Below are 9,273 nucleotides of genomic sequence, written 5' to 3' on the forward strand. Positions count from 1 at the left end.
ATTCATCAGGACGTGCCGCCGGAACATGCGGGTGTCTTTGTCGAGGCAGTACACCGTCTGTCGGCGCAGTACCACCGCTAATGGATCTCGCCTCGCTGCGCGCGCAGCAGCTGGAATTGGCGTCATCGGTGATCCGTGACGATCGTTTTATTAGCGATCCGCCGGATCTGATCGGCGGGGCTGACGTAGGCTTTGAGCAGGGCGGTGAAGTAACGCGCGCGGCGATGGTGCTGTTGAAATACCCTACGCTCGAGCTGGTGGAGTATCAGGTGGCGCGCATCGCCACCACCATGCCCTACATCCCGGGTTTCCTCTCGTTTCGTGAAACCCCGGCGCTGATGGCCGCCTGGCAGCAGCTTTCGCACAAGCCGGATCTGCTGTTTGTCGATGGCCACGGTATTTCCCACCCGCGCCGTCTTGGCGTAGCCAGCCATTTTGGTCTGCTGGTGGACGTGCCGACCATCGGCGTGGCGAAAAAACGCCTGTGCGGTAAGTACGAACTGCCTTCTTCAGAGGTGGGCGCGCTGGCGCCGCTGATGGACAAAGACGAACAGCTGGCGTGGGTCTGGCGCAGTAAAGCGCGCTGTAACCCGCTGTTTATCTCTACGGGCCATCGCGTCAGTCGGGAGAGCGCTTTGGGTTGGGTACAGCGCTGCACTCAGGGCTACCGGCTACCAGAACCGACGCGCTGGGCGGATGCGGTGGCATCCGGGCGGCCGGCTTTTACGCGGCTTGCAGCAAAAATGCCCCATATCAGGTAAACTGCCGCTAATTTCCGTATTTGAGAACTCATCATGTTACAAAACCCGATTCATCTGCGTCTGGAGAAGCTGGAAAGCTGGCAGCACGTCACCTTTATGGCCTGTCTGTGTGAACGCATGTACCCAAACTACGCCATGTTCTGCAAAGAGGCGGAGTTTGGCGAGCCACAGTTGTACCGACGCATTCTTGACCTCATCTGGGAAACGCTGACGGTCAAAGACGCGAAGGTGAACTTCGACAGCCAGTTGGAAAAGCTGGAAGAGGCGATCCCGGCGGCGGACGATTACGACATGTACGGTGTTTATCCGGCGATCGATGCCTGCGTTGCATTGAGCGAATTAATACATTCGCGTTTGAGCGGCGAAACCCTCGAACACGCGATCGAAGTCAGTAAGAGTTCTATTACCACCGTTGCGATGTTAGAAATGACCCAGGCTGGTCGTGAAATGACCGACGAAGAGCTGCGTTTGAATCCCGCGGTAGAGCAAGAATGGGACATTCAGTGGGAGATTTTCCGCCTTTTAGCCGAGTGTGAAGAACGCGATATTGAACTGATTAAAGGGCTACGCGCAGACCTCCGCGAGGCCGCAGAAAGCAATATTGGTATAATTTTTCAGCAATGAGACAATAAAACGTGATTTACCGCCTGAATTGTCACGCCTGAAGGCTTCACATCTGCCCCCCGTCTGGTCTACATTTGGAGGGCGAAAAAAAGTGGCTATCGGTGCGTGTATGCAGGAGAGTGCTTTTCTGGCATTTTCGTCGCACTCGATGCTTAGCAAGCGATAAACACATTGTAAGGATAACTTATGAACAAGACTCAACTGATTGATGTAATTGCGGACAAGGCTGATCTGTCTAAAGTGCAGGCTAAAGCTGCTCTGGAATCCACCCTGGCTGCTATTACTGAGTCTCTGAAAGAAGGCGATGCTGTACAACTGGTTGGTTTCGGTACCTTCAAAGTGAACCACCGCGCTGAGCGTACTGGCCGCAACCCGCAGACCGGTAAAGAAATCAAAATCGCCGCAGCTAACGTGCCGGCATTTGTTTCTGGTAAAGCACTGAAAGACGCTGTTAAGTAAGACTGCGTGGCAGTGAACAGTTTTAAAGAAGGGGCGGTTTCGCCCCTTTCGTTCATCTGGCGTCGCTTTTCGGGGCTGGCGGGTATCTTATTGCTTACCGCCTGTAGCCATAACAGCGAACTGCCTCCGTTTACCGCCAGCGGCTATGCTGACACGCAGGGCGCGGTGCGCATCTGGCGTAAAGATAGCGGCGGCGAGACACACCTGCTGGCCACCTTTAGTCCGTGGCATAGCGGTAGCACTTCAACCAGCGAATACCGCTGGCAGAACGATCAACTGCAACTGATCGAACTGAATATCTACGGCAAACCCACCGAACACATCCGCGCCCGTTTCGATCGCAACGGCGAACTGAGCTTTATGCAGCGTGAGATGGATGGGCAAAAACAGCAGCTCTCCAGCGACCAGGTCGCGCTTTATCGCTATCGCGCCGAACAGATTCGCCAGACCAGCGATGCGCTGCGTTTGGGGAAAGTTGTGCTGCGACAGGGGCGCTGGCACGCCGATCAGTCGGTAACGACCTGCGAAGGCGAAACGGTGAAACCGGATTTCGACGCCCGCGCGTTAGGGCATATCGCCAGCCGTCAGAGCCGTTCTTCTGCTGAAGTCAGTATCGCCTGGCTGGAAGCCCCGGAAGGCTCCCAGCTGCTGCTGGTGGCGAATGAAGACTACTGCACCTGGCAGCCGACGGAAAAAAACTTCTAAGCGTTACCAGCGGTGCATGCCGCCCATGTGTCCGTTCCCCCCCAGGCAGCCGATTCCCATACCCCCGTGGCGGGGAATGCCGGCCTGTGCCAGGGCGACATCAAACTTCACCCGCTGCTGATCCAGCTTCTGCTGTAACGTCTCTATCTCCTGCGCTACGCCCTCAATTTTCGTGCTGTCTGGCTTATCGGCGGTAAGCAGCGCATTGTATTCATAGCGTTTAGAGGTGAGCTGTTGGCGCAGCGCGCTGGTCTGGTTGTAGAAGTCATTGTGCAGCTTCTGTGCGGTGGCCTGCTGGGCATCAGTTAACTGGCTGTAACCGTCGATGTTGCCGCTGTTATTCCCCCAATGATGCGGGCCAGCCAGCGCGGCGCCGCTAGTGAAGGTCAACGCCGCAAAAGTCAGTAGTGCAAAAGCTAAATTGTTGTTCCGTTTCATGGTGGATTCTCCTGTAGTGTGGTCACCTTAGCTGTTGCATCTTCTGTGCCAGCTTCCCGAGCCGCGAAAATCGCGGCGCTGGGCGATATGTGGTGAGATAAGCGAGTAAAAATGACGCGATCGCGCTATCCCGACGAGTCATTTTTACTCGCTTTATCTTGATGTCTGCGCCGACTGGCCGGGTTGTGGGCGAGAAAAGCTGGCATGATTTCTGCTGCAGGAAAGCAAAGAGCAAAGAGCAAAGAGCAAAGAAGGAAACCCCATGGGCTTTATACGATTACAGAAGGATTCGGTCGCGACTTGCCTGAGCTGGTTACTGACTGGCGTGATTCTGCTGTTGGTGTGTTTGTTCTCTGTGCTGATCGTTCGTGACTATGGCCGTGAAAACGCCGCCGCGCAGCAAGCGCTTCACGAAAAGGGGCGCGTGCTGGTGAGCGCGCTGGAGTCTGGTACGCGCGCCGGAATGGGTATGCGTATGCATCACGCTCAGCTTCAGTCCATGCTGGAGGAGATGGCCTGGCAGCCTGGCGTTTTGTGGTTTGCCGTCACCGATGAGCAGGGGAAGGTGATTGCGCATAGCGATCCGCAGCAGGTGGGGAAAACGCTGTATCAGCCGGACGAGATGCGTGCGCTTCAGGTCAGCGACAAAGAGCGCTGGCGACGTACCGGGACACCGGAACCGGCGCTGGAAATCTATCGCCAGTTTCGCCCTCTGGACGCGACTCGCGGTCACCATATGCGCATGATGATGCGCCGTGACGTTGTCGATACGCCGCAGGTTATCTTTATCGCGTTTGATAGCCGGGAAATGGACGCCGAGCAGGCTCGTGCGCAGCGCAACATGGTGGTTATGCTGTTTGCCGCTCTGTTAGTCATGGTTGCCACATTGCTTGCTCAGTTCTGGTTCCGGCGCTATCAGCGTTCGCGCCGACAACTGCTGGAAGCGACGCATCGCCGGGAGAAACTGGTGGCGCTGGGCCATCTGGCCGCCGGCGTGGCGCATGAAATCCGTAATCCGCTCTCTTCGATTAAAGGTCTGGCGAAATATTTTGCCGAACGTACTCCACCAGGTGGTGAGGCTTACGCGCTGGCGCAGGTAATGGCGAAAGAGGCCGATCGACTGAATAGGGTGGTGAGTGAACTGCTGGAGCTGGTACGTCCGGCGCATTTAAAATGGCAGCCCGTGGATCTCAACGAGGTTATTGCCCATTCGCTTCAGTTGGTGAGTCAGGATGCATCAGGTCGGGATATTCAGCTGCATTTTACCGCCAGGCCGGCGCTACGGCGGATTCAGGCGGACCCAGATCGCCTGAATCAGGTACTGCTAAATCTCTACCTTAACGCTATCCAGGCGATTGGCCGTGATGGGGAGATTACGGTCGCGGTAAACGAGGCAGGAGAGGGAAGCATTAAGCTGAGCGTAACCGACAGCGGTAAAGGGATGACGGAAGAGCAAAAACAGGCCATCTTCACCCCGTACTTCACGACCAAGGCTGACGGTACCGGGCTGGGGCTGGCGGTGGTGCAGAATATTGTTGAGCAGCACGGCGGGACCATTCAGGTTGAGAGTTCACCCGGCAAGGGGGCGACCTTTACCCTCACTCTGCCGATCGATGGGCAACAGAAGGATGAACAAGGATGATGGCGGAAAAGGTCACGATTCTGGTGGTGGATGACGACATCAGCCACTGCACTATCTTACAGGCGTTACTGCGGGGCTGGGGCTATGAGGTGTCGGTGGCTTATAACGGCCTGCAGGCGCTGGAGCAGGTACGTCAGCAGGTGTTTGACCTGGTGCTTTGCGATATCCGCATGGCGGAGATGGATGGGATTGCCACGCTAAAAGAGATCAAGGCTTGCAACCCGTCGATTCCGGTACTGATCATGACCGCCTACTCCAGCGTAGGAACGGCGGTGGAGGCGCTAAAATCCGGCGCGCTGGATTACCTGGTGAAGCCGCTTGATTTTGATAGCCTGCAGCAGACGCTGGCTGATGCGCTGGCGCATACCCGGCAATCGGAAGGCGGTCTCACGATGACCCCGGCGGCGACGTTTGGCATGGTGGGCGACAGCCCGGCGATGCAAGCGTTGCTTAATGAGATTGCGCTGGTAGCGCCTTCGGATGCGACCGTCTTAATCCACGGTGAATCGGGGACCGGGAAAGAACTGGTTGCCCGCGCGCTTCACGCCAGCAGCGCGCGCAGCGATAAGCCGCTGGTCACGCTAAACTGTGCGGCGCTCAATGAGTCTCTGCTGGAGTCTGAGCTGTTCGGCCACGAAAAAGGCGCGTTTACCGGCGCGGATAAACGTCGGGAAGGGCGTTTTGTCGAAGCGGATGGCGGCACCTTATTCCTCGATGAAATTGGCGATATTTCGCCGCTGATGCAGGTGCGCCTGCTGCGGGCGATTCAGGAACGTGAGGTGCAGCGTGTGGGCAGCAATCAGACCGTGTCGGTTGATGTGCGGCTGATTGCCGCCACCCATCGAGATTTGGCCGAAGAGGTCAGCGCCGGACGCTTCCGTCAGGATCTCTACTACCGTCTGAACGTGGTCACCATCGAAATGCCGCCGCTGCGTCAGCGTCGTGAAGATATCCCGTCGCTCGCGCACTATTTTCTCCAGCGTTACGGCGAACGTAACCGCAAAACGATACAGGGATTTACCCCACAGGCGATGGATCTGCTAATCCATTACGACTGGCCGGGCAATATTCGCGAGCTGGAAAATGCGGTGGAGCGGGCGGTGGTACTGCTCACGGGAGAGTATATATCCGAGCGCGAGCTACCGCTGGCGATTGTCGGTACGTTGCTGAATGCTTCCTCATCATCCGATGATGTGATTCAACCGCTGGTGGAAGTGGAGAAAGAGGTGATTCTGGCGGCGCTGGAAAAAACGGGCGGCAACAAAACGGAAGCCGCCCGTCAATTGGGCATTACGCGCAAAACGCTGCTGGCTAAACTCAGCCGTTAGTTTTGCTCACGCTCAATGGCGCGCCAGCCGATGTCGTTACGGCTGAAGCTGCCGTCCCAGCGAATGTCGGTCATCAGGGCGTAAGCGCGTTTCTGCGCCTCAGCCACGGTGTGACCCAGCGCGGTCGCGCACAGTACGCGGCCGCCGCTGGTGAGCACACGGTCGTCGTCGGCGAGCTTAGTGCCTGCGTGGAAGACTTTGCCGTCAGTTGAGGATTCCAGCGGCAGGCCGTGGATCTCATCGCCGGTGTTGTAGTTGCCCGGATAACCGCCCGCGGCGATCACCACGCCTAATGAAGCGCGCTCGTCCCACTCGGAGGTTTTCTCATCCAGCTTGCCTTCGCAGGCGGCGAGGCAAAGATCCACCAGGTCCGACTTCATGCGCAGCATGATCGGCTGGGTTTCCGGATCGCCGAAGCGGCAGTTGAACTCGATCACCTTCGGGTTGCCCTGTTTGTCGATCATCAGACCTGCGTACAGGAAACCGGTATAGGTGTTACCTTCCGCCGCCATGCCTTTCACGGTTGGCCAAATGATGCGTTCCATGGTGCGCTGATGCACTTCATCAGTCACCACCGGCGCCGGAGAGTAAGCCCCCATGCCGCCGGTGTTCGGGCCGGTATCGCCGTTGCCTACGCGTTTGTGGTCCTGGCTGGTGGCCATCGGCAGCACGTGCTCGCCGTCGACCATCACGATAAAGCTCGCTTCTTCGCCGTCGAGGAACTCTTCAATCACGATACGGTGGCCCGCATCGCCAAAGGCGTTACCCGCCAGCATGTCCTGCACGGCGGCTTCGGCTTCTTCCAGCGTCATTGCGACGATAACGCCTTTACCCGCAGCCAGACCATCGGCCTTGATGACGATCGGTGCGCCTTTCTCGCGCAGGTAAGCCAGGGCAGGCTCAACCTCGGTAAAGTTCTGATACTCCGCCGTCGGGATATGATGACGGGCGAGGAAATCTTTGGTGAAGGCTTTGGAGCCTTCCAACTGTGCGGCCCCTTCGGTTGGGCCAAAGATCTTCAGACCTGCGGCGCGGAAGGCATCGACCACGCCAATCACCAGCGGCGCTTCTGGACCGACGATGGTCAGATCAATCTTCTCGTTCTGGGCAAAGCTCAGCAGCGCCGGAATATCGGTGACGCCGATAGCCACGTTTTGCAGCGCGGGTTCCAGCGCGGTGCCCGCGTTGCCCGGTGCGACAAAAACGGTATTAACCAGCGGCGACTGCGCCGCTTTCCACGCCAGCGCGTGCTCGCGCCCGCCGTTGCCAATCACTAATACTTTCATCGTCTGCTCCGTGGATTAATGGCGGAAATGGCGCATGTCGGTAAAGATCATCGCGATACCGTGTTCATCGGCAGCGGCAATGACTTCATCATCACGGATAGAACCGCCAGGCTGGATCACGCAGCTCACGCCCACGGCGGCAGCGGCATCAATACCATCGCGGAACGGGAAGAAGGCATCGGAGGCCATCGCGGAACCTTTCACTTCCAGACCTTCGTCAGCGGCTTTAATGCCAGCGATTTTGGCGGAGTACACGCGGCTCATCTGGCCTGCGCCAATGCCGATAGTCATGTTCTCTTTGGCATACACAATGGCGTTGGATTTCACGAACTTCGCCACTTTCCAGCAGAACAGCGCATCGCGCAGTTCCTGCTCGGTCGGCTGGCGTTTGGAAACCACGCGCAGTTCAGCTTCGCTCACCATACCCAGATCCCTGTCCTGAACCAGCAGGCCGCCGTTAACGCGTTTGAAATCCAGGCCCGGAACGCGGCTTGCCCACTGGCCGCAGGTCAGAACACGTACGTTCTGTTTGGCTGCGGTGATTTTCAGCGCTTCTTCGCTTGCGGATGGGGCGATGATCACTTCCACGAACTGGCGGGAGATGATGGCCTGCGCGGTTTCGGCATCCAGCTCGCGGTTGAATGCGATGATGCCGCCGAACGCGGAGGTCGGGTCAGTTTTGTATGCGCGGTCGTAAGCATCGAGAATCGAGGTACTTACCGCCACGCCGCACGGGTTGGCGTGCTTGACGATCACGCAGGCTGGCTCGTTGAACTCTTTTACACACTCCAGCGCCGCGTCGGTATCAGCGATGTTGTTATAAGAGAGTGCTTTGCCCTGAACCTGTTGTGCGGTGGCAACGGACGCTTCTTTCACATTCTCTTCTATATAGAAGGCAGCCTGCTGGTGGCTGTTCTCACCGTAGCGCATATCCTGCTTCTTAATGAAGTTCAGGTTCAGCGTACGCGGGAAGCGACCTGCGGCTTCTTTGCTTTCACCGTGGTAGGCCGGAACCATGCTGCCGAAGTAGTTGGCGATCATGCTGTCGTAGGCGGCGGTGTGTTCGAAGGCTTTAATCGCGAGATCGAAACGGGTGTCGAGGGTCAGAGAGCCTTCGTTAGCATCCATCTCTTTAATAATGGCGTCGTAGTCGCTGCTCTTAACAACGATGGCGACGTCTTTATGGTTCTTAGCAGCAGAGCGCACCATCGTCGGGCCGCCGATATCGATGTTTTCTACCGCATCTTCCAGCGAGCAGCCTTCACGGGCCACGGTCTCGGCGAACGGATACAGGTTAACGACAACCATATCGATAGGGGCGATGTGGTGCTGTTCCATAATGGCATCGTCCTGGCCGCGACGACCGAGGATGCCGCCGTGTACTTTTGGATGCAGGGTCTTTACGCGTCCATCCATCATTTCCGGGAAGCCGGTGTAATCGGAAACTTCGGTCACTGGCAGACCTTTCTCCGCTAACAGGCGCGCGGTGCCACCCGTTGACAGCAGCTCCACACCGCGTGCGGAAAGTGCCTGGGCGAATTCGATGATACCGGCCTTGTCAGAAACACTGAGCAGAGCGCGGCGGACTGGACGACGTTGTTGCATGGTAAATCCCCTGGATTTGACTATTACAGAGAGCGTTAGGTGAATTCTTGCGTAAAAACTCAGCTAACGCCCCTTACGGGGCATCCTTGTTTTGCGGGGGCATTGTAACGAAAACGTTTGCGCAACGCTCGCGAATTTTTCTCTTTCCCTTAATTCGATAATTTCAGCGTTATAGACGAGGGGTAAAACGAAGTGATGATCGCAAGAGATCCTTATTTTTGTGGATAACTCTGTGTGTAAATGGGTATAAAGCCGGGTTCTGCTGTGGAATGCAGCAGTCAGTCATTTTTCTGCAATTTAAGGGTTGCGGCCCCGAGGAAACTCCCTATAATGCGCCTCCATCGACACGGCGGATGTGAATCACTTCACACAAACAGCCGGTTCGGTTGAAGAGAAAAACCTGAAAATGAGGGTTGACTCTGAAA

Annotated in this window: 10 protein-coding genes; 7 read left to right on the top strand and 3 right to left on the bottom strand. The window is 56.8% G+C overall.

Going from position 1 to position 9,273, the window contains the following annotated elements:
* From ACW14G_RS21050 to ACW14G_RS21070, 5 genes are all read left to right on the top strand, one after another.
* Positions 1 to 81 (top strand): hypothetical protein (locus tag ACW14G_RS21050; RefSeq protein ID WP_455648767.1); only part of this gene is annotated, 81 nt, incomplete at its 5' end.
* Positions 81 to 761, top strand: a complete 681-nt coding sequence (gene nfi / locus ACW14G_RS21055; protein WP_249022480.1) for a deoxyribonuclease V — start codon at positions 81 to 83, stop codon at positions 759 to 761. The genes ACW14G_RS21050 and nfi, both read left to right, overlap by 1 nt.
* A gap of 33 nt (positions 762 to 794) precedes the next feature.
* Positions 795 to 1,385 (top strand): YjaG family protein, encoded by a 591-nt coding sequence (locus tag ACW14G_RS21060; protein ID WP_065358223.1) that lies wholly within the window; start codon positions 795 to 797, stop codon positions 1,383 to 1,385.
* 186 nt (positions 1,386 to 1,571) lie between these two features.
* Positions 1,572 to 1,844: a nucleoid-associated protein HU-alpha gene (gene hupA / locus ACW14G_RS21065; RefSeq protein ID WP_002445246.1), complete on the top strand. Its 273-nt coding sequence runs from the start codon at positions 1,572 to 1,574 to the stop codon at positions 1,842 to 1,844.
* A 12-nt stretch (positions 1,845 to 1,856) separates the two neighbouring features.
* A complete protein-coding gene (locus ACW14G_RS21070; RefSeq protein WP_163449391.1) occupies positions 1,857 to 2,549 on the top strand; it encodes a DUF1481 domain-containing protein in 693 nt (230 codons plus the stop codon).
* Positions 2,550 to 2,552: 3 nt separating this feature from the next.
* Here ACW14G_RS21070 and zraP read toward each other — a convergent pair whose 3' ends face one another.
* Complete coding sequence (gene zraP, locus ACW14G_RS21075; RefSeq protein ID WP_249022479.1) at positions 2,553 to 2,987, bottom strand: zinc resistance sensor/chaperone ZraP; 435 nt, start codon at positions 2,985 to 2,987, stop codon at positions 2,553 to 2,555.
* Positions 2,988 to 3,249: 262 nt separating this feature from the next.
* Here zraP and zraS point away from each other — a divergent pair, with 262 nt between their 5' ends.
* Positions 3,250 to 4,629, top strand: a complete 1,380-nt coding sequence (zraS, locus tag ACW14G_RS21080; RefSeq protein WP_163449386.1) for a two-component system sensor histidine kinase ZraS — start codon at positions 3,250 to 3,252, stop codon at positions 4,627 to 4,629.
* Positions 4,626 to 5,957: a sigma-54-dependent response regulator transcription factor ZraR gene (gene zraR, locus ACW14G_RS21085; protein WP_167577140.1), complete on the top strand. Its 1,332-nt coding sequence runs from the start codon at positions 4,626 to 4,628 to the stop codon at positions 5,955 to 5,957. Before zraS ends, zraR begins: the two co-directional genes overlap by 4 nt.
* On the opposite strand, the gene purD is transcribed toward zraR, so the two are convergent.
* Positions 5,954 to 7,243, bottom strand: a complete 1,290-nt coding sequence (gene purD, locus ACW14G_RS21090; protein WP_249022478.1) for a phosphoribosylamine--glycine ligase — start codon at positions 7,241 to 7,243, stop codon at positions 5,954 to 5,956. The genes zraR and purD overlap by 4 nt on opposite strands.
* Positions 7,244 to 7,258: 15 nt before the next feature.
* Complete coding sequence (purH, locus tag ACW14G_RS21095) at positions 7,259 to 8,848, bottom strand: bifunctional phosphoribosylaminoimidazolecarboxamide formyltransferase/IMP cyclohydrolase (protein WP_001728156.1); 1,590 nt, start codon at positions 8,846 to 8,848, stop codon at positions 7,259 to 7,261.
* Between the last annotated feature and the right edge of the window lie 425 nt (positions 8,849 to 9,273).

The sequence above is a fragment of the Kluyvera sp. genome (genome assembly GCF_965301105.1).

Coding starts and splice junctions, on each gene's coding strand:
- ACW14G_RS21060 (WP_065358223.1), top strand. CDS start 795: ATGTTACAAAACCCGATTCATCTGCGTCTGGAGAAGCTGGAAAGCTGG.
- zraS (WP_163449386.1), top strand. CDS start 3,250: ATGGGCTTTATACGATTACAGAAGGATTCGGTCGCGACTTGCCTGAGC.
- zraP (WP_249022479.1), bottom strand. CDS start 2,987: ATGAAACGGAACAACAATTTAGCTTTTGCACTACTGACTTTTGCGGCG.
- purD (WP_249022478.1), bottom strand. CDS start 7,243: ATGAAAGTATTAGTGATTGGCAACGGCGGGCGCGAGCACGCGCTGGCG.
- hupA (WP_002445246.1), top strand. CDS start 1,572: ATGAACAAGACTCAACTGATTGATGTAATTGCGGACAAGGCTGATCTG.
- nfi (WP_249022480.1), top strand. CDS start 81: ATGGATCTCGCCTCGCTGCGCGCGCAGCAGCTGGAATTGGCGTCATCG.
- zraR (WP_167577140.1), top strand. CDS start 4,626: ATGATGGCGGAAAAGGTCACGATTCTGGTGGTGGATGACGACATCAGC.
- purH (WP_001728156.1), bottom strand. CDS start 8,848: ATGCAACAACGTCGTCCAGTCCGCCGCGCTCTGCTCAGTGTTTCTGAC.